A 24,272-nucleotide genomic window follows, 5' to 3' on the forward strand; every position below is an offset into this window, starting at 1 on the left:
CGATACAAAGGGACGACCGCTTATGACTGTCACCACGCTTTTCTCGACCTACGGCCTCGGCGGTATTAGGCTTGCCAATCGCATTGTGATGGCCCCGCTGACCCGCAACCGCGCAGGTGCAGGCTTGGTGCCAAGCGAATTTGCGGCTGAGTACTATGCCCAGCGCGCCAGCGCCGGGCTGATTATCACCGAGGCGACGCAGGTGTCAGCGCAGGCCCAAGGCTATCAGGATACCCCCGGCCTCTACACACCCGAACAGATCGCCGCTTGGCGCAAGGTGACCGATGCCGTCCATGCCAAGGGCGGCCGTATCTTCGTGCAACTGTGGCATGTTGGGCGGGTCAGCCATGTCGATCTCCATGGCGGCGAAGCGCCTGTGGCGCCTTCGGCGATCCGGGCGGATGCCAAGACATTCGTGAATAACGGCTTTGCCGATGTGTCCGAGCCGCGCGCGCTGGAACTCGCTGAGATCCCCGGCATCATCGAGAGCTTCCGTCAGGCCGCCGCCAATGCGATCTCGGCCGGCTTCGACGGCGTGGAAATTCACGGCGCCAACGGCTATCTGCTCGACCAGTTCGCCAAGGACGGCGCCAACCAGCGCAGCGACAGCTATGGCGGCTCAGTCGAGAACCGGGCCCGGTTGATGCTCGAGGTCGTGGCGGCGGTGGCCGGAGAGATCGGCGCAAACCGCACCGGTATCCGCCTGTCTCCCGTGTCGCCTGCTAACGGTATCTCGTCCAGCGATCCGCAGGCGCAATTCGACTATATTGTCGCCCAGTTGGATAAGCTGGACATTGCCTATATCCATGTCGTCGAAGGCGCGACCGGTGGCCCGCGCGACGTCGCTCCGTTCGATTTCGCAGCACTGCGCAAAGCGTTCCGCAACACCTACATTGCCAACAACGGCTTCGATCACGCGCTGGCCGAGGCGCATCTGACGAAGGGCGAAGCTGACGTGATCGCTTTCGGGCGGCCTTTCATCGCCAATCCCGACCTGGTCGAACGCCTGAAATCCGGCGCTGCGCTGGCCGATATCGATCCCGCCACCCTCTACGGCGGCGGCGCAAAGGGGTACACCGATTACCCAGTAGCAAACGCCGATACGGCGGCGTGATCGACCACAAGGGGAAGATGCCATGAAGGGCTATATTCTGGATCGCTACGGCAAGGGGCAGACCCTTCGTCTCGGCGATCTGCCCGATCCGGTACCCAGCGCGGACGAGGTGCTGGTCGAAATCCAGGCGACTGGGCTCAACCAACTCGACGGCAAGATTCGCGACGGTGCGTTCAAACCGATACTGCCGTACAAGCCCCCTTTCGTGCTGGGTCACGATTTGGCCGGGGTCGTCCTGTCGGTCGGCTCGAAGGTGCGACGCTTCAAGGCGGGTGATGCCGTCTATGCGCGCCCTCGCGATGGTAAGATCGGCACGTTTGCGGAGCGCATCGCGGTCAACGAAGCCGATCTGGCCCACAAGCCTGCCAACCTTTCGATGGAGGACGCGGCCTCACTGCCACTGGTCGCGCTCACCGTCTGGCAGGTGCTGGTCGAACAGGCGCAGTTAAAGGCCGGGCAGAAAATCCTGATCCACGCCGGGTCGGGCGGCGTCGGCACGATCGCGATCCAGCTTGCCAAACATCTTGGCGCCACCGTCGCGACCACGACCAGCGCGGCCAATGCCGACTTGGTGCGTAGTCTCGGCGCGGACGTGGTGATCGATTACAGGACGCAGGATTTCTCGGCGCTGCTGTCGGGCTACGATGTCGTGCTCAACAGTCTTGATGCCAAAACGCTGGAGGCCTCGCTCAAGGTGCTCAAACCCGGCGGCCAACTGATCTCGATTTCAGGGCCGCCCGACCCGGCCTTCGCACGGGCGCTGGGACTGAACGGCGTGCTTCGTCTCGTCCTTCGCCTGATCAGTGCGGGCATCCGCCGGAAGGCCAGGAGAGTGGGTGTCGATTATTCGTTCCTGTTCATGCGTGCCGACGGCCGTCAGCTTGGCGAGATTGCAAAGCTGATCGAGGATGGCACGATCCGACCCGTTGTCGACCGTATCTTCCGATTTTCCTTGCTGAATGAAGCCATGGCCTATGTCGATGGCGGCCGCACCAAGGGGAAGGTCGTCGTTAGTCTTAAGGGCACGGCCTGATAATGACACAGCACCGGGATGACTGGAACACCGTGCAGACCCGCCATGTCGAGGCGGCAGGGACACGCTTTGCCTATCGCCGCCTTGGACGGGAAGCGGGTGTGCCGGTGGTGATGCTCAACCACTGGGGCGCGAACCTCGACAATTTCGATCCGCCCATTGTCACGGGATTAGCCCACGACAGGCCGGTCTATGCCATGAATTATCGCGGTATTGGCGCATCGGGCGGAGAACCGCCGCTGACCGTTGCCGCAATGGCAGCGGACATGGTCGCAGCGATCCGTGCGCTCGGCCTCGAACAGGTCGATCTGATCGGCTTTTCGCTCGGCGGCTTCGTCGCACAGCAGATCCTGCTCGATGCACCAGATCTGGTGCGGCGGGCGATATTGGCAGGTACCGGGCCGGCCGGCGGCGCCGATATCGAAAAGGTCGGTTCGGTTTCTTGGCCCTTGATCCTGAATGGACTCCTGACCTTCCGCGACCCCAAGACCTATCTGTTCTTCACGGCGAGCAGGCAAAGCCGCAGCGCTGCCAAGGCATTTCTAAACCGCTTGAAGATGCGCAAGGCGGACCGCGACAAGACGGTTGGGCTCAGCGCGTTCGCACGCCAGCTCAAGGCGATCGAGGCGTGGGGGCGTCAGGCGCCGCAACCTTTGGAGACGATCCGCCGACCCGTTCTTGTGGCCAATGGCGATCACGACATCATGGTCCCGACCGAAAATTCGCGCGAACTCGCGCGGCGCATCTCGAATGCCGATCTCGTGCTGTATCCCGATGCCGGGCACGGCGGCATCTTTCAATATCATGAGGCCTTCCTCGAAAAGGTCAGGGCCTTCCTCGCCGCTTGAGCGGTCGACACGGAGATACGAACATGGACTATGTGACGTTCGGCCGCACCGGCCTTCAGGTTTCGAGCCTTGCGCTCGGTACCGGCAATTTCGGCACCGGCTGGGGTTATGGCGCCGACGCTGACGCCGCCCGCACGATCTTCGATGCCTATGTCGATGCGGGGGGAAATTTCATCGACACCGCCGATGTCTATCAGTTCGGCCAGTCCGAAGAGATCGTCGGCGACCTGCTGAAGGGGCGCCGCGAAGATTTCGTGTTGGCGACCAAGTTCGCCAACGGCGCCGTGCCTGCGCCGAACCGCCTCGTCACGGGCAACAGTCGCAAGGCGATGGTCGCCTCGGTCGAAGCCAGTCTCAAGCGCCTCAAGACCGACCGGATTGACCTATACTGGGTCCACCATCCCGATACGGCCACGCCGTCGGAAGAGATCGTGCGCGGCCTCGACGATTTAGCCCGCGCAGGCAAGATCCTCTATGCCGGGCTCTCCAATTTCCCCGCGTGGCGACTGGCCCACGCCGCCACTATCGCCGCTCTTACAAATGCGGTGCCGATTGCCGCTGCCCAGTTCGAGCACAGTCTGGTGCACCGCGAACCGGAGACCGATCTGTTCCCGGCATGCCACGCGCTAGGCATCGCTCCCATCACTTGGTCGCCGCTTGGTGGCGGCATGCTGACTGGCAAGTATCGCAAGGGCGATACAGGCCGGAAGGAAGGCCTTGGCGGCCGCGTCTTCCAACCGGAAGATAGTGCAATCCGTACTGCAACGGTCGATGCGCTGCTGGCAATCGCGGAGGAACTCGACACTAGCCCGGACCACGTCGCCATCGCTTGGGCCATGGGGCATAGCGCCGTTCCGCTCATCGGACCGCGCACTCTTGAGCAGGCGCGGAGCAACCTTGGTGCCGCAGCATTATCGCTCTCGGTGGAGCATCGCACTAGGCTCGATCTTGCAAGCACGCCCCCGGCAGGGGAGAAAGTCTGATCAATCCCAGAAGGCCGGAGCCTAATGGTGTCCGTCTCTCCGACTGGCAAAGCTTCGCGCCGAATATTGCGCAGAAAACGACCAGAGCTTGATGGAATTGTTGCAGTGGCCGCTTCTCTCAAGAGGAGACGTTTCCGGTGGCAAATATGAACGACACATTCTGGTCGATACCTGCCGGAATACCTGACCTTCCGCACTTTGGGATCAGGATTTGCACCCTGAGCGGCCACAAAGGGTCGACGGCGGCCGTCTCGAAAATGATCGAGCACTGGGAAAGCGGCGGCCCAATCGCCTCTCTGCGGTATATACCTTTTTATCGATGCTTTTCGGTCGCCGGCAGATTCCGATGTCCGTCGCGACAAACCACCGAATGAGAGAGCGTCCTCGTTGACGCGGTCATCTGATATACCTACCTGCAACAACAGACGAGCGGTTGATACGGCTGCTCGCGTAAGCGTTAACGTCAACCAACGCACCACGATCACGAAGCCGCCCCGTTAAGGTGCGCCTCGTGCTGTGCCGGGTTGATAGATGCTGCCTCCTCCTGAATCCTCCGTTCGCCGTTCAAGCTTTGTCCTCGCTGCGGGCATCGTCCTGATCGGCGCGAACCTGCGTGCGCCGATCACCGTGCTTGGGTAAGCGCCGACGGAAGGCGGCGTTGACGTAGGAGCTATTTGCTTTTCCGCGGGCGCGGCGCCCATTTCTTGGCGAGCGCCGCGAAGCGGGCGTGGATTATCTCGATGTTGGGCTGAGTGTGGGGGTCATGGTCGTCGCCAAGAGCATCCAACGCCTCTTCATGATATTCATGCGACGGATCGGTGAGAGCCTCCAGCTTCTCGGCATAGCCCCACGGACCACCCGAGTCTTCCGGTGGGCGCATTCCGGTAGCTTCCAGCAGGCGCGGATAGCTGACTTGCAGGTCAGCTGGAGCGATGCCGTGGATCTTGACGCTGTGCTCCCATCCGTCGCCAAAGTCGTAGAGGTACTGGAAGGTCTTGCCGCGCATTCCCTCCAACGCCTCTGCGAGAGTCGTCTTTCGGGCATCAAGTGGGCCACCAAAGCCGTAGGACGGGTCAGGGATACCGAAGCCCGTGCGCCCGAAGGTTAGCTCCCACAGATGGCTATCGGTCCATCCCAACGCTTCTTGGAAGGTAGTATGCAAACGATCGAGCCGGATTCCGAGCGGCACTTCAATCATGCGGGTCACGGCGGGCGTCACGTCATCCAGAGTGATCGTCATGTGCACGACGAAGGCGTTGCTCAAGCAGCTTGCTCCAGGTTCTGGATCGCCCGTGCGGCCTGCCAGTTCCACGGCAGGAGTTCGTCGATCCGGTTGATCGGATGGTTGCCAATACGCTCGATCACGTCGGTAAACCAGGCTTCGGGCTCCACACCGTTCAAGCGGCATGTTTCGGCGAGCGAATAAAACAGCGCCGGGGCATCTCCGCCCTTTGTGGACCCGACGAACATCCAGTTGCGGCGCCCCAGAGCAACGCCGCGCAAGGCATTTTCGACCAGGTTGTTGCTGATCTCCAGCAGGCCATCTTCGCAATAACGGACCATCGCCGCCCAGCGGTTAAGCGGATAGCGGCATGCCTTCGCTAAAGTGCTGTCAGAAGACAGTCCCTGCATCTGGGCTTCGAGCCATGGTCGCAACGCTGCCAGTTTCGGGAGGGCCAGCTGCTGGCGAACCCGCCGCCGCTCATCGGCCGGTGCTCCCTTGATGTCGCGCTCGATCGCGAAGAGCTCGCTGATCCTCACCACCACTTCAGCCGCTACCGGTGACGAGTTCTTTTCCAGAATGTCGGTAAACTTGCGCCGCGCATGGGCCCAGCAGCCGACCTCGATCACGCCGCGCGGCGCTTTGGTCTTTGGGTCATGATATAGCGCGTTGTAGCCGGCATAGCCGTCCGCCTGAAGATATCCGCGGTAACCGGCAAGGTGGGCCGCGGGATGCTTACCGCCGCGCCCGGTCGTGAAGCGGAACGCCACGGCGGGCGGGCTCATATCCCCGCTTGAGCGGCTGTCGCGCAGATAGACCCAGAAGTAGGCGGTATGGCTACCGTCTTCGCCTTGCAGCAAGGTCACGGGCGTTTCGTCGCCGTGTATCTTCGGAGCATCGAGAATGTAGGAGAGCAACCGTTCGCCGAGCGGCGCCATCAGCCAGGCCAGCTTGCGGGACCAGCGGCCCATCACGTCGCGATCGATCTCCACGCCTTGACGGCGCAGGATCACCGACTGGCGATGCCAGGGTTGATGATCGACGAAGCGGCTGACGACGAGATGCGCGAGCAGTGCGCTGCTTGCCATCACCTTGGGCAGCGGCAGATCAATGGCCGGCGCCTGGCGGATCGTTTCGCAGGACCGACAGGCAATGCGCGGGCGAACATGACGCAGGACACGGAAGCAGGCGGGCACGTAATCCAGCACTTCCGTGACATCTTCGCAGATCACGGTCTCGTTCCCGCCGCAGCCGCATGGCTCGGGAAGATGCTGGGTCGTCTGGCGCGGGATATGCGCGGGGATCGGTGCTCGGGTTCCGGCCTTGCGCGTCGGTTTCGCCTTCGACACTGCAGGTGCGTCATCATTGGCCGGCTCTGGGGCATCGACCTCCTCGAACATCAACCGCAGCTGCGCGATGTCCATCTTCTCGGAGCTGCGACCGAACTGGACGCGCAGAAGCCGCGCCAGACGGTGCTCCAGCTTTTCGATCGTCAGGCCCTGAGCTTTGACGATCTGCTTTGCCGCCCCCAGTTCGGCCCGCTCCAGCTCCATGATCTCAGCCATCTCCCGCAGCATTTTCTGCAGGAGGACAGGGTCTGTGGGGAGACGATCAAGGTCGAACCGCATGCCATAGACTATAGCGCAAGCCATATCTCGCGCCTATAAAAAATGGCAGTTTTCCGAGCTTCCATCGCTCACGCGAGGGTCGGCGTGAGTACCTCCTCGTGAACAATTGCCTGCCGCCAATCCAGCCCTTCGATCAGCATCGCCAACTGCGCTGACGACAGCCGGGCGGCTGCTCCGCCCTGGGTTCGGGGCCACACGAACTTTCCGCGTTCGAGACGTTTTGCATAGAGGCAAAGCCCTGATCCGTCCCAGACCAGCGCCTTCAACCTATCGCCTCTTTTGCCGCGGAACAGGAATACGGCGCCGGAGAATGGATCTAGCTGGAGGATGTTGCGCACCTGCGCCGAAAGTCCATCGAAGCCCTTGCGCATGTCGCACGGCGCCAGTGACAGATAGATCTTCGCCGACGGCGGCAGCGTCAGGCTCAACGTTCAAGCTCCCCGACAACCTCGAGCGCCAACTTCAGCGCCTCTCTGTTGACCAGCTTGTCGATCGACACCGTGAAGTTGCCGTGCCGGATCTCGATCCGGCCAATCTCAAGCGATGGGCCTTGCGGTTCGGCGGGCGTCAGTTCGACCGGCACGAACCCCGCCATAGCACCGCGGAGCAATTGCTTGCGCCAGGTGTAAAGCTGACCGGTCCCGATCCCGTACCGACGCGCGACCACCGCCATGATGGCGCCGGGCTGCGTCGTCTCCTTCAGGATCGCCAGCTTCTCTTCGTCGCTCCAGTGCCGGCGACGTTCCACTCGAACGACCGCTCCGCCATCTCGGCGAGCGCTCATACGAGGCTCGTTTGACTGCTCGATATCCACTCGCAAGGCCTCCATGTGCCCTGCGAACTTCACGCCAATGCCCATCCGCACAAGGCCGGGTTCCGTCGGCGCTTACCTAGGATCGCGACGTTGATGATATGTTGGCAATCGAATTCGGAGCGCCATCGCCGCGTGAGCATCGCATCCATGATCTGGCAGAACTGGTCGATTGGGGCATGGCTTTCCGCTGTATGGATGGCGGTTCCAGACCGAGGCGGCGTGCACCCGCGCGTCGATCAAGAAGATGCAGGAGGTCTCGCGCCATAAGTCGGTGAAAGTGCTCCTCGGCTATGTGCGCTCTGCGGAGATGTTTGACGATCATCCCGGGGCCGGATTTCTTTAGTTGAGGACGAGGGATTAAAAAAAAAGCCATCCACAGTCAGGCGCAATGTAGTTGGTCGCGATGCTCGCCCGATAGTGAGAACGTAGCTAAGGTGAGGATCTGACTGTCGGTTTGCGTGAAGCATCGGCACCACACGAGACCGGAGAGATCAGGATGCATTTGAAGAAGCTGGCTGTCCGCAACTTCCGCAGATTGCAGGATGTCGTCATCGATCTCGCATCCGACATCTCTATCTTCGTAGGCGCGAACAACAGCGGAAAGACCTCGGTCGGGCACGCGCTTCAACTGTTCACCGGGCATGGCCGCTTCAGTATCCATGATTTCAGCGCGGAACTGTGGCCGGGCATCATAGCGTTCGGTGCCGGTGAGGAAGCCGGTGTCTTGCCGGCTGCGGAAGTCGATATTTGGCTGGAGATTGGCGCCGAGGACGTCCATCGCGCAATTGATCTGCTGCCGAGCCTCGCATGGGACAGCACACTCGTCGGCATGCGCGTCGCCTATGCCCCGATCGACCCCGAAGCGACGCGCGCTCGCTATACCGAAGCTCGTGATCGTGCCCTCGCTGCCGTTGACAAGGACGAGAATGGCGTGCCGGTGTTCGACCCGGCGCCGCGCCACCTTCGCGATTACCTCCGCGATCGTCTGAACGACGAATATGAGCTGCGCTACTTTGTGCTCGATCCGGCGAAATTCGACGCCGGAATGATCGCCGAGCCCGGCTATGTCCCCGCGTCGCTCGCGGGACGCGATCGCAGCGGACGCGAAATTCTGAACAGCATCCTCCGGATCGATTTCCTCAATGCCCAGCGCCATTTGTCGGATAGTCCAGGCGGCGCCCGAGCAGAGGACCTGTCGCGCGTGCTCAGCCGTTTCTACGGCCGAAACCTCGAGCAGAAGGGTGAGGATCTCGAGGCCCTCCGGGCACTCGCCGCATCTGAAGTCTCGCTCAACGAGCATCTCGAACGTGTGTTCGAGCCGACGCTCAGGAGCCTTGCGAAGCTCGGCTATCCCGGGCTGTCGAATCCACGGATGATGATCCGCTCGGCTCTCGATCCCGCGCAGATTCTGAGCAGTCGCGATGGTGCTCTGGTCCACTACGTCCTTGGTCCGGATGATGGCGCGGCTGATCCGCCGACGCTGCCCGACCGCTACAATGGCCTGGGATTCAAGAACCTCATCTTCATGGTGGTCGAGCTTCTCGATCTCCACGCCCAGTGGTTGGCGATCGAGGAGAACAGGCCGCCCGTCCATCTGATCTTCATCGAAGAGCCGGAGGCACACCTCCACGCGCAGTTGCAGCAGGCCTTTATCCGCAAGGTCATGGACCTCCTCGCGCTCAAGGGCGTGGAGCGGACCGCCTATACCAGCCAGGTGGTCGTCACCACACACTCCACCCACATCCTCTATGAGCGCGGCTTTCGGCCGATCCGCTATTTCCGGCGCAGCCGGACAGAGGCGACATCGACGTCGGACGTCCTCAATCTGTCCGCTTTCTACGACAGCACCGATCCCGAGGTTCGCACTTTCCTGGAGCGCTACCTCAAGCTTGCGCATTGTGATCTCTTTTTCGCCGATGCCGCAGTGCTCGTTGAAGGCAATGTCGAGCGACTGCTCTTGCCTCAGATGATCGAAACGGCCGCACCGCGCCTCCAATCGACCTACCTGACGATCCTCGAGATCGGGGGCGCGTTCGGCTATCGCTTCAAGGCGTTAATCGAGTTCCTTGGCCTTACCACGCTCATCATCACCGATCTCGACAGTGTCTTCGGTCCGCCAGCTCAGGCGGAGGCAGGTGCTGAGGCGCCTGCGATCGCGGCGGTAGAGGAGGACGGGGACGAGGACGATGGGGAAGCTGCTGGTCAGCCGCCGGGCAAGACCTGCATCGCCGGCCATCCGGGGGCGGCGACCTCCAATCAGACGCTTCTGCAATGGCTCCCGAAATGCAACACTGTCGATGCGCTGTGGGCAGCGTCCGCCGACGACAAAACGCAGGCGCGCGCCAACGACAACGCCGCTCTGGTGCGCGTTGCCTATCAATGCCGTACTGACGTGACCTGGGGTGGCGTCACCCTCTCATTGGCAGGCCGCACGCTGGAGGAAGCGTTCGCGCTCGAGAATCTCGCATGGTGCCAACATCTGGATCGTAAGCCGCTCCAGCTTCGCATCGCCAAGAACGACGAGAAGGATCTCGTCGAGCTGGTTCGCCGCATTCATAGGCGCGTCCAAGCACAGAGCTTCAGCAAAACCGATTTCGCTCTCGCGCTGCTCGCACAAGATCCTGCCACATGGTCCGTACCTGAATATATCGCCGATGGCCTTCGCTGGCTCGAAACCGAAATCGCGCCGCCAGAATCCGAGCCGGAGCCCGACGAGGCGGCAAGAGCGGACGAGGGGCCAGGTGACGCGGCCGGTCCGGATGATGAGGCCGCCGCGTGACTAGTCGGATCGGCAGCCCCGACACGCAGGCAGACATTGAGGTCCGCGCCTGCCTCGACAGCGTTGTCCCGCGCTCGTTCATAATGGTTGCGGGCGCTGGCTCGGGCAAGACGACATCGCTGATCAAGGCGCTCGATCACCTCGCCCGGACTCGTGGTCCCGCACTGCGCCGAGCGGGGCAGCAAATTGCCTGCATCACTTACACCGAAGTCGCGGTCGGTGAGATTTCCGATGATGTCGGTGTTTCGCCCCTGTTCCAAATCTCGACGATCCACAGCTTTCTGTGGTCCGTGATCCGGCCGTTCCAGAGCGATATCGCGACCTGGGTGGGTATTCGCATCGAGCAGAAGATCGCGGAGCGCCGCGAACATTACGACAAGCCGCGCACGCAGGCCCGAACCAAGGCCCGGTTGGAGATCGAGATCGCCGAGCTCGAAGCCCAACTCGCCGCGATCGGCGCCGTTGAGAGATTCATCTACGGCACCGGCAGCAGCTATGCCGAAGGCATCCTCGGCCATGACGATGTGTTGAAGCTGACGCCCTACTGCGTTGACGCACATCCACTGTTGCGCCGGGTCGTCGCCGGTCGTTTCCCGTTCATTTTCGTCGACGAGAGCCAGGACACCGACCCCGAAGTCGTCGAAGCGCTGCGCTCGATCGCTGCAGAGCAGCCTCGCTTGTGCGTCGGCTTCTTCGGCGACCCAATGCAGAAAATCTACATGAGCGGCACTGGCGCCGTTCCTCTCAGCCCTGGGTGGGCCGAGATCAACAAGCCGGAGAATTTTCGGTGCCCGACCTCGGTGCTCGGTGTGGTCAATGCGATCAGAGCAGCCGGTGACGGCTTGGTCCAGACCCGTGGACGCCGGATCAAGGTTGACGACGTCGAGCAGCCTGTGGTCGGCACAGCCAATCTTTTTGTCCTGCCGGCCGACGATCAGCGGAGTGCTCGCCTCGCTGCGGTCCGTGCCTGGCTCGCCGGAGAGACTGACGATGAGCTCTGGTTGAGTGACGTGCCCGAAGGCGATGTTCGGCTGCTGGTGCTTGTGCATCGCATGGCAGCAACGCGGCTTGGGTTTCCTAACCTCTATTCCGCACTCAATGACCGTGCGCCGATGAGTCTTAGCGAAGGGATCGCCGACGGCTCGGCCTGGCCGCTTAGACCGATTGCGCAGCATGTTCTGCCTCTGGTCGTGGCCGCGCGTGAGGGTGACCGCTTCACGGCAATGTCGATCCTGCGCAGCGAAAGCCCGAGGCTCGAACCGGAGCGTTTGCGCGGGCTACCGGCCGCTCCGATCCTGACGGGTCTTCAGCAGGCGCTCGACGCGTTGGTGGCGATGCTCGCGGATGGATCACAGGCAACGGTGCGGCAACTCATGCGGCATGTCCGCGACACTGAATTGCTACGCCTCGATGACCGGTTTGGGCCTCATTTGGTAGACGATCCGATTGATGATGGCAGCAGCGGTTTCTCCAATGTCCAGGCTTTCCTCGCCTGCCAGATTGGGGAGCTCTGGGCCTATCGGCGCTATTTCACCGAGGAATCGCCGTTTGCGACCCATCATGGTGTTAAGGGCGCACAGTTCGAGCGCGTTCTGGTCGTGATCGACGACGAGGAAGCGGCGTTTCACCAATACTCGTATGGCAAATATTTCGGCTATGCGCCGCTGTCGGACAATGACCAGGCGAAGATCGATGCAGGAGAGGAGACGGTGCTGGATCGCACCCGGCGTCTCTTTTACGTCTGCTGCTCGCGGGCAGTGAAGGATCTGGCGGTCGTCATCTTCGCCCCCGACGTGGCGGCGGCGAATGCGGCGATCGCAGCGAAGAACCTTTTCCCGGAAGCCTCAATTCGAAGCCTTGACGTACTGGCATGATCGGCGTTGTCTCACGCTACAGGTTGGTAAAAGTGCTCCTCGGTCCTTTGTCCTCTGCCGGGATGTTCAACGACAATGCCCGCGCAGGATACCGCTGACATGGCCGGGGGGACGCCGATTACGGAGTGGACGTCCGGCGATCGTCTCGTCGGAGACGACGCACGCGCGCTGCTCCGGGAACAGATCGAGGAGCACAGCGCCGGCTTGCACGCTGCGCTGGCGAAATTCGATCCGCAGTCGGCCTTCTCGAGCTTGTTCGAGACGATACGCGCGGTCGAGGAGTTCATCAACCTGCCATGCTTCGGCCTGAAGGAGCCTTGGCTATGGGAAGCGCTGCTGGACCTGCCTCTGGACGTGACCCGGGCCCCGCGCCGGTTCCGGGTCGTCCATCACCACATCGTCTATCAGTTCGGCGCAGCCTTCGCTCAGCGTTTCACGACGCTGATGGCGCAGACGATGGCGATCGGCGTCTCCTTCGCTATGCTCCGGATCGAGACGACCCGCGGGGCGTTCGGCACGGTCAACTCGGCGATCGACTACTTCCAGTCCCGACGCCGGCACCTGGTGTCGCTGCTGTATACCTTACCGGATGCGGCGAAGGGGCGGGAGCCGGTCCCTGTCATCGACACCCTCAACCTGTTCCTGCCGCTGGTGGAGCTCAATGGGGCAACCCTGACCGGGCTGTATCAGAAGGCAATGCTGGCCGAGGTCTTCCCGGATTTCGCCCTGCACGTCATGGGCGACGGCTTCTATGGCTCCCACGATTATGCCGTGCTCGACGGGCTGCACCTGGAGCCCGAGCGGACGACGATCGTCGACATGCAGGCGCTCGATCCGGAAATCCTGGAAGGGGCAGGCCTCGAGCCGGTATCGCCATCGCGCCTTTTCTCGGCTGCGGAGCTTCGCAATGACATCCGCCTGATGGAGGCGGCCTATGCCGAGTTCGATCTGGCCGGGTCCGATTTCAGGTTCGCGGCCGCCTTCGTCCGCCACATCGCCGATCTCGCCGAGGACGATTATTGGGTCCGCCTCTCACGCCGGAAGTTCGATCGTGTGGCGGATGCGCTTCGTCTGCCGCAGGCGCTTCGCCAGGCGCTGGTCCATCGGCCCGGGACCTATACGGAGAACACCAATAGCTATGCGCCGCTCATAGAGCTGGACGGCCAGTTGACTGGCTCGGTCGCGTTGCTCAGCCGGTTCCTCTATAACTGGCGCAACGTCTGCCTCTACAAGATCAGGCGCTATCAGATCCGGTCCGGCTTCATCTTCGAGCAGGCCGTTTCCGCAGAGCTGGAGGAGCAGGGCTTCACGCTCACCGGTATCAAGCGCATCAACCACAAGGAGTTCGATGTCGTCACCACGCGCGGCGGCATCATCTTTAACGTCCAGTGCAAGAACAACCTGGTCGACATCACCAAGATCGAGGCCAATGTCCGGCTCTTCGCCCGATATAATCGTGCGCGATCGGCAAGCTACGAGCGCGCGCTTCGGAAAGAGGAAAAGCGCGAGGATCTGCTGCGAACGGAGCTGGGGCTCGATCGGGTCGAACATCTCGTGGTGAGCCGCTTCCCGGTCGCCTCGGAGAATCCGCGGATTATTCCCTACAGCCGTATCGGCGACGTCCGCAGGATCGCGTCGGCAATCACAAAATCTCGTTAGGGCATGGGAAACGAAGCCTGCGCCCTTTAGGAAGAATGGGATTACGAAGCCTATTCACATCTTGCGGCGGTACTCATGCCCTATTGGAGCAGACAGCGGATTGAGCTGCCAATTTCCTCTTCCCTCCGACGCGGTCAGAGGGAATTGGCCGCATAGTTCATCGCTTTGAGATCGGTCAGCAGATCAGGGCCGGTCGGCACCCATCCAGTGATTTCGCGGGTTCTGGCACTGGAGGCAGGCATGTCCTCCCCCGCTAGCATGGCAAGCCATCCAAAGTAGTCCTGCGTTTCGTGGCGGGGCAGCGAAACCATCGGCAGATCCATGCCTTCGGCGAGAACCTGCGCGATGGCGCGGGCGGGAACTCCTTCTTCGCCGACCGCGTGAAAGCGTGTACCGGGTTCCGCTCCGACGATCGCGAGCGCATAAAGGCGGGCAACGTCGTTGACGTGGGCAGCTGGCCAACGGTTGGCCCCTTCACCGACGTAGGCGACTTTGCCCTTTGTGCGCGCGATTTCGATCCAGCTCGTGATGAGGCCTTGCCGACGCGTGTCGTGGACTTGCGGCAGGCGCATCACCGATACATTGACCCCTTCCTCAAGCAATGTCTGGCTGGCCTGTTCAGAGGCGATGCGCGGGTTCGGGTGGTTGAAGTTGACGACGCTTTCGACAGCGATGCCACCTTCTTCCGCAATTCCGATGCCCGTTCCGGAGGTGATCAGGAGCGGCCGGGGACTGCCTTTCAGAACTTCTCCGAAAGCGCTGATCACCTTGCGATCCTTCTCGCAATTCTCCACGAAACGGGAAAAATCGTGGTCGAAGGCGGTGTGGGCGATGGCATCTGCCATTTCTGCACCCGCGCGCATGCTCGCGAGGTCTTCCAGTGACCCATGATGCGCAGTCGCCCCGGCTTCGGCAATCGCCCTCGCGCCGTCCTCCGATCGCGTCAGGCCCAGCACTTCATGGCCGGCAGCCAGAAGCTCCGGCAGAATTCGCGAGCCGATGAAGCCCGTCGCGCCGGTCAGAAAAATCCGCATGACATATCTCCGATTGCGTTCGGAACGGGATATCGTCAACCTCATCATCCTGTTAAAGTAGTGACCTTATCCAGGTATAAAGATCAACAGGCAGACATGGCTTCTTCCAAGAACAACGCACTCGGAGTGTTCCTGCGCGACCGGCGCATGCGCCTCGACCCGGCGAGCTTCGGTTACTCGACAAGCCGTCGCCGGACTCCGGGTCTGCGCCGGGAGGAAGTCGCCCAGCGCGCCAATATCAGCGCCACGTGGTACACATGGCTTGAACAGGGGCGCGGGGGAGCCCCTTCGGCAGATGTCGTCGAACGCATCGCCACGGGCATGATGATGACGGAGCCCGAGCGCGAGCATCTCTATTTCCTGGCGCTCGGCCATTCCCCCGAAGCGCGGTACAATCACTCAGAGGCGATCACTCCGCGCCTGCAGCGCGTTCTTGATGCCATGCCGGTCAGCCCCGCGATAATCCGCACCGCGACCTGGGATGTCGTTGCCTGGAACCGGGCTGCGGCAACGATCATGACCGATTATGGAACGCTCCCCAAAGAGGACCGCAACATCCTGAGGCTCATGTTCTCGAATGCACGCATTTAGGCCGCGCAGGAAGACTGGATGCGTATTGCCCGCTTCGTTGTCGGGTCCTTCCGGGCGGATGCAGCACGAGCAGGAGCGGGTCAGGAAATCCGTCAGCTCGTCGAGGAACTCTCGGCGATGAGCCCCTTGTTTGCGACCCTGTGGAGCGACAACGAAGTGGTCGGCCACGGCTCTGGCGTGAAACGTCTTCATCATCCGGATCTCGGTAAACTCGAACTGGAATTCTCGACGTTTGCCGTGGAAGGACGGCAGGATCTCGTCATGATGATCTACAGCCCCGCGAATGAAGACGTCGAGCAGCGCATGCGGGACTTCCTGATGTTGGCGTGACCTTTTGATCCTTGGTTCAAGCGGAGAGGGAGGAAAGCTGCCGGTCCGGTCTCAGCGATCGGAATTCGGCGGCTGAGTGACCGGGAAGGGTCGCACGAATCGGCGGCGATTGAAGCTGGCTTGCTGTTCGATGGTGCCGGATCAATGGGCATTTCGTTTTCTCGCAGATCCCGAAACATTGCCTTAAGGTAGTTCCACTCAAGCTGGGACCTCCCAACCTGCCTCGTCTTCTTGGTGTGCCTCGGTGGGCGGAGCCTGGATCGATTCGCTCTGCGGCAAGATCGCGCGCGGGACTAGCGCCGCACTTTTCGCCTGCAGCTCTTCGAGCCGTTGATCTGCTGCCTCAGGGACCTCACCTGCACTGGTGACAGCCGCGAGGTAGCGGCCTGCCGCAGTCTCTTGATCAAAATACGCGGCTTCGCTCGACGAGTTTGTCGGATCCGCATCGAGCCTTTGAACAGCCATCACGTCGAACGCGCCGCACTCGTCAAGGCGAGCCCACGAAAACTCGTGAGCCAGACCCTCGAAGCAATTCTGACTGAATATCATCGCACCTGCGAGATCCTCAACTGAATAGACTGCCTTGAAGTCCTTGCCCGCGACCTTGATGCTCAGGGCTGCCAACGGTTCGACGGCCGGCGGCGCGGCGCTCGCGATTGCCTCGCTTGTCTGCGCAGTGAAGTTGGCGGCAGCCTGCTGTTGTTCACTCTTTGGCGTCGGCGAGCACTGTGCGATCGCGATAAAAGCGATAACTACAACAGCCACAATGCCCCATCCACCAGAGCCCTTGTTCGGCTTCGACGCTCCCGCCCTCGTCATTTCCAATCTCGCGAATTCTTCAAGAATGAGGATGCTATCGGCGGAGCAAATAGTCTTTGCAAGCAACTTGTTGGTTTAGTGTCATGGCCCCTTGCCTGACGCCAGGAATTTCCAGTAGACTGGCGAACGTGCGGGGGAAATATGCCAACTATTGTGTGCCGGCCGGGCTCGGAAGACGCCGAAAATCTTTTGGCGATACAATCCAATATCACCAGATTCTATCCCCATCTCGTGGTGCAGGTTGGTGAGGGCTACCTTACTCTGGAGCATGGATGCAGCCCGGAGGCGGAAATGCGTCGGGCGTTTCTCGCGGCTTGCCTTACCGTGCGATTCGGTGCGGTCAGTGCTGATTTTCGTAAGGGCGTCTGGGAGCTTCTCCTGCGATGATGCTGCACCCTGTGAGAGTGCGCGCCCTGTCTCAGGGAAGTCTGATGGTAAGCGATACCGGTCGCTTCGTGCTGGCATCGGATTCCTTTATGGAGCGAGCTGTCGCCAGCGGGATTTCTGAAGCTGATGGCGAGGTCCTCGGCGCACTGGGCCATGCGATCGACCCCAATGATGATTTCTCCGTTCACAGCCATGCCTATAGCATTGCCGAGCGCCTCGATCGCGCGAATGCGCTGGATTATCTGATTGTCGTTCCCACGCTGCGCTGCAATCTGAATTGCAGTTACTGCCAGGTCTCTCGTGCCGGCCTCAATCAGCAGGGTTTCGACTGGAATGACGAAACGCTTGCCGCGGTCTTCAGCATTATCGACGAGCTTGAGACGGACAGCATCAAGATCGAGTTCCAGGGTGGGGAATCAACACTTCGCCCCGATCTCATTCGTGCCGTCATGGAGCGGTGCGAGCGCTTTTTCTTCAAGCAGTTTGTGATCTGCACGAACCTGCAGCAGATTTCGGACGATGTGTTGGCGATTTTCGATCGCGATGATGTATATATCAGCACCTCTCTCGACGGTACGATTGCTGCGCACGAAGCGAACCGCACGGGTCCGGATACCTCGATTTTTATCGAGAACCTCAGATTTCTGGTTTCGCGTTACGGGTCCGGGAAGATTTCCGCATTGCCCACGCTGGACCCGCGTGATCCGCCTGAAATCGACTCAATCATCGAGACTTTCACTGCATTTGGCCTTTCGAGCATCTTCCTGCGCCCGATCAACTTCCAAGGCTTTGCACGAAAGCGTCATAAGGAATCCCAAGAGCAGGATCAGGCTTGGCGCAAATATTACGAGCGTTTCGTGCGACGCATCATCGAGCGCAACTGGCAAGATCAATCGCAATGCTTGGAGGAAACCTACTTTAGCATCTGCCTTCGCCGGGTTTTTCAACCCGGTGCCGATCGGCATGTGGATCTCAGGAACCCCAACCCGATCGGGGTCGATTATGTGGTTATCGACTATGATGGTACCGTCTTTCCTACCGACGAGGCCCGCATGCTGGCTCGCTCGGGCATAATCGACCTTTCGATCGGCGACGTGACCAACGGATGGAACACCGAAAAACGTCAGATCCTGAACGAAGCCTCCACCAACCAGTTCGACCCCAGCTGCAGCGAGTGCGCCTATCAGCCGTACTGTGGTCGGGATCTGGTCGATGACCTTGCGCGCTACGGAAGGGTCGATTGCGAACGGACGAGTACCGAGTTCTGCAGGCGGCATATGCACATTTACGATTTCATCTTCGATCTCACTTATTCGGATGATCCGGCAGTCCGTTACTCGCTGACAAAATGGCTGCGCCTCCCAGCCGTTCCAAGCGCGCTGGGGCCAAAAGTGTCATGATCCCGCTAACGCTCCAGATCGTCGCCGAAGCCGATACGGCGTTCGTTACCCGCCTCCAGATGGACCCGGATCGTTTGGGCGACGAGGCGGACTCGCTCTTCGTTGCCGATGAAGACGATGGCACGGTCTTCGCTGGCTCCAAGGGACTTATCTCGATCGACGGCTTTAACGGTCAGGAGCTTGCAGGGGACGTTCTGCTGGTTGAGCCAACAGTCGGCCGCGCGGAAAGGCTTCTTCGCAGCCAATCGGATCATAATACCCTGCTGGTCACCGAACGTTGTGATCAGCTATGTGTGATGTGCTCGCAGCCGCCCAAGAAAACGCACATCGATCGCTTCGTTCATTTTAAGGCGGCCTGCCTCTTGGCCGAGCCTGACAGCGTAATCGGCATTTCCGGCGGCGAGCCCACTCTATACAAGCCCCAGCTTCTTGATCTCATTGAGACCGTCCTGACCCAGCGGCCTGATTTGGCGTTTCACGTGTTGACGAATGCGCAGCACTTTGATGCCGATGATATAAACCGCCTTCGTGCTCCGCTCTACGATCGCGTAGCATGGGGCATCCCCCTTTATTCTAACGTCCCGGCCACCCATGATTTCATTGTTGGAAAGCAGGGGGCCTTCGGGCGCCTGCATGCAAGTCTGGGTGTTCTTCTGCAGGCAAGCGCACGAATTGAGCTGCGGACGGTACTCACTTCAAGTAACCTCGACGATCTTCCGGCGCTCTCGCAATACGTAGCGGCGCGGCTGCGATTTGTTGAAACGTGGTCGATCATGCAGCTTGAGAACATCGGTTTTGCGAGGAACCGATGGTCTGAGCTGTTCGTGGACCATTCACAGCGGTTCGCTTCGATCGGCAACGCCCTCGACCACGCCCTGCTTCATGGCGTTACCGTCCGGCTTTTCAATTTTCCGCGATGCTCAGTGCCTGCTGCTTACCGCGATCTTGCGCCGGCATCGATCTCGGACTGGAAGCGCAAATACCAGCCTGCCTGTTCGAATTGCAATGAACGAGACCTGTGCTCCGGTTTCTTCGAGTGGCACCCCGACGATGAAGCTGGCACGAAGGTCATGCCGTTATGATCCCTAAGAAGTTCCTGATCCCCAGCCTCATCGCGGCCGGCCTTTTCAGGCCAGATACCCTCCAGGTGGCGCTGGCGAACGCGGCATCAACGCCTGTCGATGATCCAAACGATGCGAAGCTGCTTCAACGCTTCACGCAGGATCATCCGATGCATTTCGCCGATCATCGGAGCCACAGCAGTCACCGAAGCCACAGTAGTCATCGGTCTGGCGGAGGCGGCCATTACAGTCATACAAGTCATAGATCGAGCACCGGAGGGTACGGTTCTTCCTATTCTCCTCCGCCTGTATCAAGTCCCGTCTATTCTGCCCCCGAGAGCTACACCAGTCAGAATTCCTCTGCGCCGAGCGTCGATCAGAACTCGACGCTGAGAGCCCGTTCACTCGCCGATCTTCCAAGCACCGCGGGTCCCGACAGAGCATCACCGCCTCAATCCGGGGTGCCCGCTACGATGGAGGGACGTACAGAGCGGTTCAAAGCCGTGGTCCGTCGCGTCCAGATAGGCCTTCTTGGCCATGGCGATTACGCGGGCGCGATCGACGGTCACGTTGGTCCTGCAATGCGAAAGGCCCTGCGAAAATTTCAAAATACTCACAAGCTTACCGTGACCGGCACGATAACACCGCAGACGTTGGATGCTCTGAAAATTGCCAGCAGCTAAGGCCGACATCCCAAGATTTACGCGCTCACCTGCGCAGTTCAAAGAGATGAACCCAAAAGCAGAACAGATCTGGAAAACCGGGCTACCCAAGCCCCGATTTGGGCGTATTCCCAATCTTGATCTTCTGAGGAGTTCGTTACCATGATTCGCAAGCTCATGACCGCCGTTGCTGTTGCCGGCATCCTCACTGCCACCCCGACGCTCGCCGCGCCCTGCAAGGACGCCAAGGGAAAGTTCGTAAAGTGCCCCGATTCTGGCGCTAAGCCTGCCGCGACGAAGCCTGGCGTGGTGAAGGATGCGAAGGGCAAGTGCCACATCGCCTCGGGCCCCAAGAAGGGCCAGTTCACGAAATGCACCTGATCTGACGAAGAGGCCGTATGGCTGCGACCATTATCCTGGCCGCAGCCGGCCTTTGCATCGCTTCTATCCATGATGGCGATACCCTGCGCCTTTGTAATGGCGAGCGGGTCCGCCTTGCCAACATCGACGCGCCCGAACTGCAGGACAGCCCTCGTTGCTCCTCGCAGCAGCGGCAGCGCCTTGCTGGATCGAAGAACCCGGCGTGGTGCGACTACCGGGTCGGGGAGCAGAGCCGCAACGCGCTGCGGGCTTTAGTGCTCATGGGCCGAGTCAGCATCGAGCGCCTTGGGCGGGATCGGTATGGGCGAACCTTGGGCCGGTTATACGTTGGCGATCAGGACGCTGGAGATTACCTGATCTCACGCGGTTTAGCTCGGCCATGGCGAAAGTGAGCGACTTGCAGAGGCGTAACTTCTGAAAGGCAACCACTACCGCGATACTAAGGGTATGAAGCTGCTCCGCACTGTCTGCTTGTTCTGCACCACGCGCAGCTGGACGCCGATCGACACAATTGCGGCGTGGCTATTTCTCTACATGGCCTGCGTCCGCATCTGGATCTGATCGCCATCACCGAGGGACCTCGGTGATGGACCGGACCGTCTGCACTTGAGACTCCACAGTTGGCTCTTAAACGGCGACAATGGGTCGAAGATCGAGCTCGAAGTGGCCTACCCGATGGCATACGGGACATTTCAAGTTCCGACACGGGAGAATTTCCAGGGAATTGGTGCAGCAGATCGCAGGCTCATTGCCATCACCAACTGTCCTATTCTGATCGCCATGAGGTTTGCGAAGATCAGTATCCGCAAGGCAGAAGCTGCGCTAGAACGGAGTATCACATCGGCGCACGAGCCCACGACACATGGCAACTCGCGACCGCTTTCAGGGTCCTGTTACATGTCTACCGCGCCGATCATCGATTTTCCGTCCGTTCGCACGACCGCGCAATTCCTGAGCGGCGGTGGCAATTGTGCGCGGCTTATTGCTGACCGGGACTGGTCCGCAACATCGCTTGGCCCGATCGAGCGTTGGCCGCACAGCCTGACCAGTGCGCTATCCATACTTCTGCGATCGCGCGTGCCTATCGTCATGCTTTGGGGGCAGGACGGTGTCATGCTGTACAACGATGCCTACTCGGAATTCGCGGGAAACCGCCACCCGGCATCGCTCGGCTCGAACGTGCGCGAAAGCTGGCCCGAACTCGCCGACTTCAACGATACGGTTCTGGCCGAGGGTCTTGCCGGGAACACGCTCCACTTTCGGGATCAGGAACTGACCATCCTGCGCAACGGGTTGCCCGAAACGGTCTGGATGGACCTCAACTATTCGCCGGTGCTGGACGACGACGGCATGCCAACCGGGGTCATATGCTTCCTGGCCGATACGACAGAACGAGTGGCGGCAGAACGGCGCGCGGAATTTCTGCTGGCACTCTCTGACGAACTGCGGCCATTGACCACGCCTGCGGACATCATGAACCGGACGGCCGCCAGCCTCGGCGAACTCCTGGGCGCAAGCCGGGTCTTCTATGCCGAGATTACCGATGCCGGGATGATGACCGTCGAGCGCGATTATGCGCGAGGAGTGGCATCGATCGTCGGTGTGCACTCACTTGCATCATTTGGTCCCGACCTACTTGCCGCCTATCGCGCCGGAGAACCCGTGGTGGTGCGCAACGTCGGCGAGGACGAGCGATTGAGCGCTCCGGCCCGCTCAGGCCTCACCTCGCGTGAGGTCGGCGCATTCATCGACGTCGTTTTGTTCAACGAAGCCCAATGGGTCGGCCTTCTCGCTGTCCAGAATGCAAGCCCGCGCATCTGGAGTGAGGCAGAGGAGAGACTGGTCCAGGAGGTGGGCGAACGCGTCAAGGTCGCGATCGAGCGCGCCCGGGCGGAACGCGATCGGCTGTGGGACCTTTCTCAGGACATGCTGGCGAGAGCCGACTTTGCCGGAATGATGTCGGCGGTCAATCCTGCGTGGACCAAGGTCCTGGGGTGGAGCGAGACGGACCTTCTGACCCGCGGCTATGCCACCTTCATGCATCCGGATGATGTCGTGCCGACCACCGACGCGATCGCCGAAATGGCAGTGACCGGGAAGCCTGCACGCTTTGAAAACAGGATTGCCACTCGCGACGGCGACTGGCGGCACATTGAGTGGACCGTCGCGCCCGAACCCGATGGCGAGAATTTCGTCGCTGTCGGCCGCGACCTCTCTGACGCGAGGGCGCGAGCGGCTGAGCTGGAAACCGCTCAGGAAGCCTTGCGTCAAAGCCAGAAGATGGAAGCCGTCGGTCAGCTCACCGGCGGGATCGCCCACGACTTCAACAATATGCTGACAGGCATCATCGGCAGCCTTGATCTCATCCAGCGGAATATCGGCGCTGGACGATTGGAGCGGGTCGATCGGTACATCGATGCGGCAAACGCATCCGCCCAGCGCGCAGCCGCTCTGACATCGCGTCTGCTTGCATTTGGCCGGCGCCAGTCACTGGATCTGCGGGCACTCGACATCAATGCTCTGGTTCGCAGCATGACTGAGCTGCTAGATCGGACGCTTGGCGAGCAGACGGCTCTTGAAACCCATCTGAAACCGGACCTGTGGGTCGCCTCCTCCGACGCGAACCAGTTGGAAAGCGCGCTTCTCAACCTGTGCATCAATGCTCGTGATGCGATGCCAGGCCGAGGAAAGCTCGTCGTAGAAACCGATAATGTCATTTTGGATGAGCACTACACCACGAACCACCCGGGCCTCACGCCCGGCAATTACGTGGTGCTGAGCGTCAGCGATACCGGGATCGATATGCCAGCCTCGATCCTCGAGAAGGTTTTCGAGCCGTTCTTCACGACGAAACCGGTTGGACAGGGCACGGGTCTTGGCCTGTCGATGATCTACGGGTTCGCCAAGCAGTCGGGTGGTCACGTACGCATATACAGCGAGCTGGGAATGGGCACGACCGTCAAGCTGTTCATCCCCCGCTCGCACGAGGCAACCGAGCCTGCAGCGGCTCCGAAAACGGAGATCGCGAGTGGTCAGGGCGAGATGGTGCTGGTGGTTGAAGATGACCCCTCAGTCCGACTCATCGTCACCGAGGTCCTGGAGGAAATCGGATATGGCGTCATCGAAGCGCTCGATGCGACTGCTGCGCTGCCGATGCTGCGGTCCGATATGAGCATCGATCTGCTGATTACCGATGTTGGCCTGCCCGGGATCAACGGTCGTCAGCTTGCCGAGATCGCGCGCGAGACCAGACCGGACCTGAAGGTGCTTTTCATAACCGGCTACGCACAGAATGCCGCGGTACGATCAGGATTTCTGGACGAGGGCATGGACATGCTCACGAAGCCATTTGCCATGGATGCTCTAGCAATGAAGATCCGCAATATCTTCGATTCCTGAGCAAGCCTCACATTTTGAAGCGATCGGCGGCGGGCTTCGCTATCTCGGGCACTTCTCGAGCGACGTTGGGCTTGTTGGGGGGATTTGTATGACGTGACTGGTCGCGAGCTGCCGGGAGAGCAGACCGTCCGCACCTGAGAGCATAAAATTGGGTGCTGAACGACCGACAAGGGTCGACGGGGGAAGTGGCTGCAACGCGCCAATCCAAGCCGCTCAGATGAGAAAGTGGCCCGCCTGCGAGCGGTCGGTCCGCT

Annotated in this window: 20 protein-coding genes and 1 pseudogene; 14 read left to right on the forward strand and 7 right to left on the reverse strand. The window is 60.7% G+C overall.

The window, feature by feature from the left end; all coding sequences use genetic code 11:
- Nucleotides 1-22 precede the first annotated feature (22 nt).
- The 4 genes from ACXJ16_RS22670 to ACXJ16_RS22685 are packed head-to-tail and all read left to right on the forward strand — an operon-like array spanning nucleotide 23 to nucleotide 3,978.
- On the forward strand, nucleotides 23-1,114 hold the full coding sequence (locus ACXJ16_RS22670; RefSeq protein WP_463922119.1) for an alkene reductase: 1,092 nt from the start codon (nucleotides 23-25) through the stop codon (nucleotides 1,112-1,114).
- 22 nt (nucleotides 1,115-1,136) lie between these two features.
- On the forward strand, nucleotides 1,137-2,147 hold the full coding sequence (locus tag ACXJ16_RS22675) for an NADP-dependent oxidoreductase (protein WP_324699816.1): 1,011 nt from the start codon (nucleotides 1,137-1,139) through the stop codon (nucleotides 2,145-2,147).
- A 2-nt stretch (nucleotides 2,148-2,149) separates the two neighbouring features.
- Nucleotides 2,150-2,995, forward strand: coding sequence for an alpha/beta fold hydrolase (locus tag ACXJ16_RS22680; RefSeq protein ID WP_463922121.1), 846 nt, complete (start codon nucleotides 2,150-2,152; stop codon nucleotides 2,993-2,995).
- A gap of 23 nt (nucleotides 2,996-3,018) precedes the next feature.
- A complete protein-coding gene (locus ACXJ16_RS22685; RefSeq protein ID WP_463922123.1) occupies nucleotides 3,019-3,978 on the forward strand; it encodes an aldo/keto reductase in 960 nt (319 codons plus the stop codon).
- A gap of 670 nt (nucleotides 3,979-4,648) precedes the next feature.
- Here the strand turns inward: ACXJ16_RS22685 and ACXJ16_RS22690 are convergent.
- The 4 genes from ACXJ16_RS22690 to tnpA all read right to left on the reverse strand — a co-directional run bounded on the left by ACXJ16_RS22690 (nucleotide 4,649) and on the right by tnpA (nucleotide 7,612).
- Nucleotides 4,649-5,242, reverse strand: coding sequence for a plasmid pRiA4b ORF-3 family protein (locus ACXJ16_RS22690; RefSeq protein WP_463922125.1), 594 nt, complete (start codon nucleotides 5,240-5,242; stop codon nucleotides 4,649-4,651).
- Nucleotides 5,239-6,828 (reverse strand): IS66 family transposase, encoded by a 1,590-nt coding sequence (tnpC, locus tag ACXJ16_RS22695; protein ID WP_463922127.1) that lies wholly within the window; start codon nucleotides 6,826-6,828, stop codon nucleotides 5,239-5,241. Before tnpC ends, ACXJ16_RS22690 begins: the two co-directional genes overlap by 4 nt.
- 68 nt (nucleotides 6,829-6,896) lie before the next feature.
- On the reverse strand, nucleotides 6,897-7,256 hold the full coding sequence (gene tnpB, locus ACXJ16_RS22700) for an IS66 family insertion sequence element accessory protein TnpB (RefSeq protein WP_463922129.1): 360 nt from the start codon (nucleotides 7,254-7,256) through the stop codon (nucleotides 6,897-6,899).
- A complete protein-coding gene (tnpA, locus tag ACXJ16_RS22705; protein WP_463922131.1) occupies nucleotides 7,253-7,612 on the reverse strand; it encodes an IS66-like element accessory protein TnpA in 360 nt (119 codons plus the stop codon). The genes tnpB and tnpA overlap by 4 nt, the downstream gene beginning before the upstream one ends.
- Before the next feature lie 526 nt (nucleotides 7,613-8,138).
- Between tnpA and ACXJ16_RS22710 the strand changes: the two genes are divergently transcribed.
- From ACXJ16_RS22710 to ACXJ16_RS22720, 3 genes are all read left to right on the forward strand, one after another.
- Nucleotides 8,139-10,421, forward strand: coding sequence for an ATP-dependent nuclease (locus tag ACXJ16_RS22710; RefSeq protein ID WP_463922133.1), 2,283 nt, complete (start codon nucleotides 8,139-8,141; stop codon nucleotides 10,419-10,421).
- A complete protein-coding gene (locus tag ACXJ16_RS22715; RefSeq protein WP_463922135.1) occupies nucleotides 10,418-12,295 on the forward strand; it encodes a UvrD-helicase domain-containing protein in 1,878 nt (625 codons plus the stop codon). The genes ACXJ16_RS22710 and ACXJ16_RS22715 overlap by 4 nt, the downstream gene beginning before the upstream one ends.
- Before the next feature lie 99 nt (nucleotides 12,296-12,394).
- On the forward strand, nucleotides 12,395-13,954 hold the full coding sequence (locus ACXJ16_RS22720) for a hypothetical protein (RefSeq protein WP_463922137.1): 1,560 nt from the start codon (nucleotides 12,395-12,397) through the stop codon (nucleotides 13,952-13,954).
- A 134-nt stretch (nucleotides 13,955-14,088) separates the two neighbouring features.
- Here the strand turns inward: ACXJ16_RS22720 and ACXJ16_RS22725 are convergent, their stop codons facing one another.
- On the reverse strand, nucleotides 14,089-14,988 hold the full coding sequence (locus ACXJ16_RS22725; RefSeq protein WP_463922139.1) for an SDR family oxidoreductase: 900 nt from the start codon (nucleotides 14,986-14,988) through the stop codon (nucleotides 14,089-14,091).
- A gap of 96 nt (nucleotides 14,989-15,084) precedes the next feature.
- Here ACXJ16_RS22725 and ACXJ16_RS22730 point away from each other — a divergent pair.
- A pseudogene (locus ACXJ16_RS22730) lies at nucleotides 15,085-15,909 on the forward strand (helix-turn-helix transcriptional regulator).
- A gap of 198 nt (nucleotides 15,910-16,107) precedes the next feature.
- Here ACXJ16_RS22730 and ACXJ16_RS22735 read toward each other — a convergent pair.
- The gene (locus tag ACXJ16_RS22735; protein ID WP_463922141.1) at nucleotides 16,108-16,794 is read right to left on the reverse strand and encodes a hypothetical protein; all 687 of its coding nucleotides are present in this window, start codon (nucleotides 16,792-16,794) and stop codon (nucleotides 16,108-16,110) included.
- Nucleotides 16,795-17,114: 320 nt separating this feature from the next.
- Here ACXJ16_RS22735 and hxsB point away from each other — a divergent pair, with 320 nt between their 5' ends.
- Together hxsB and hxsC are read left to right on the forward strand one after the other, a co-directional pair.
- The gene (gene hxsB, locus ACXJ16_RS22740) at nucleotides 17,115-18,515 is read left to right on the forward strand and encodes a His-Xaa-Ser system radical SAM maturase HxsB (RefSeq protein ID WP_463923311.1); all 1,401 of its coding nucleotides are present in this window, start codon (nucleotides 17,115-17,117) and stop codon (nucleotides 18,513-18,515) included.
- Nucleotides 18,512-19,597, forward strand: a complete 1,086-nt coding sequence (gene hxsC / locus ACXJ16_RS22745; RefSeq protein WP_463922143.1) for a His-Xaa-Ser system radical SAM maturase HxsC — start codon at nucleotides 18,512-18,514, stop codon at nucleotides 19,595-19,597. The genes hxsB and hxsC overlap by 4 nt, the downstream gene beginning before the upstream one ends.
- 86 nt (nucleotides 19,598-19,683) lie before the next feature.
- Here hxsC and ACXJ16_RS22750 read toward each other — a convergent pair whose 3' ends face one another.
- Nucleotides 19,684-19,821 carry a hypothetical protein gene (locus ACXJ16_RS22750; protein WP_463922145.1) on the reverse strand — a complete coding sequence of 46 codons (138 nt, stop codon included), beginning with the start codon at nucleotides 19,819-19,821 and terminating at the stop codon, nucleotides 19,684-19,686.
- Nucleotides 19,822-20,049: 228 nt separating this feature from the next.
- Between ACXJ16_RS22750 and ACXJ16_RS22755 the strand changes: the two genes are divergently transcribed.
- From ACXJ16_RS22755 to ACXJ16_RS22770, 4 genes are all read left to right on the forward strand, one after another.
- On the forward strand, nucleotides 20,050-20,259 hold the full coding sequence (locus ACXJ16_RS22755) for a peptidoglycan-binding protein (protein ID WP_463922147.1): 210 nt from the start codon (nucleotides 20,050-20,052) through the stop codon (nucleotides 20,257-20,259).
- A 141-nt stretch (nucleotides 20,260-20,400) separates the two neighbouring features.
- Nucleotides 20,401-20,619 (forward strand): hypothetical protein, encoded by a 219-nt coding sequence (locus ACXJ16_RS22760; protein WP_463922149.1) that lies wholly within the window; start codon nucleotides 20,401-20,403, stop codon nucleotides 20,617-20,619.
- 17 nt (nucleotides 20,620-20,636) lie between these two features.
- Nucleotides 20,637-21,011, forward strand: coding sequence for a thermonuclease family protein (locus ACXJ16_RS22765; protein WP_463922151.1), 375 nt, complete (start codon nucleotides 20,637-20,639; stop codon nucleotides 21,009-21,011).
- A gap of 505 nt (nucleotides 21,012-21,516) precedes the next feature.
- The gene (locus tag ACXJ16_RS22770) at nucleotides 21,517-24,018 is read left to right on the forward strand and encodes a GAF domain-containing hybrid sensor histidine kinase/response regulator (RefSeq protein WP_463922154.1); all 2,502 of its coding nucleotides are present in this window, start codon (nucleotides 21,517-21,519) and stop codon (nucleotides 24,016-24,018) included.
- Nucleotides 24,019-24,272: the final 254 nt, after the last annotated feature.

Source organism: Novosphingobium sp. TK71, assembly GCF_055361505.1.